The sequence below is a fragment of the Citrobacter sp. Res13-Sevr-PEB04-36 genome, from assembly GCF_015672735.1.
Lineage (GTDB): Bacteria > Pseudomonadota > Gammaproteobacteria > Enterobacterales > Enterobacteriaceae > Citrobacter.
In genome coordinates this window covers 1-486 of record NZ_JADABY010000060.1, presented here as the reverse complement: position 1 = coordinate 486, position 486 = coordinate 1, and the positions used below count along the sequence as shown (strand labels likewise).

1 rRNA gene is annotated in these 486 nt (G+C 52.3%); it reads right to left on the bottom strand.

The window, feature by feature from the left end:
- Positions 1-4: 4 nt before the first annotated feature.
- Positions 5-486: ribosomal RNA gene (locus IMQ48_RS17260) — 16S ribosomal RNA — on the bottom strand; the annotation flags it as partial.

Genomic DNA, 486 nt, shown 5'->3' with positions numbered 1-486 from the left:
AAGGTAAGGAGGTGATCCAACCGCAGGTTCCCCTACGGTTACCTTGTTACGACTTCACCCCAGTCATGAATCACAAAGTGGTAAGCGCCCTCCCGAAGGTTAAGCTACCTACTTCTTTTGCAACCCACTCCCATGGTGTGACGGGCGGTGTGTACAAGGCCCGGGAACGTATTCACCGTAGCATTCTGATCTACGATTACTAGCGATTCCGACTTCATGGAGTCGAGTTGCAGACTCCAATCCGGACTACGACATACTTTATGAGGTCCGCTTGCTCTCGCGAGGTCGCTTCTCTTTGTATATGCCATTGTAGCACGTGTGTAGCCCTACTCGTAAGGGCCATGATGACTTGACGTCATCCCCACCTTCCTCCAGTTTATCACTGGCAGTCTCCTTTGAGTTCCCGGCCGAACCGCTGGCAACAAAGGATAAGGGTTGCGCTCGTTGCGGGACTTAACCCAACATTTCACAACACGAGCTGACGAC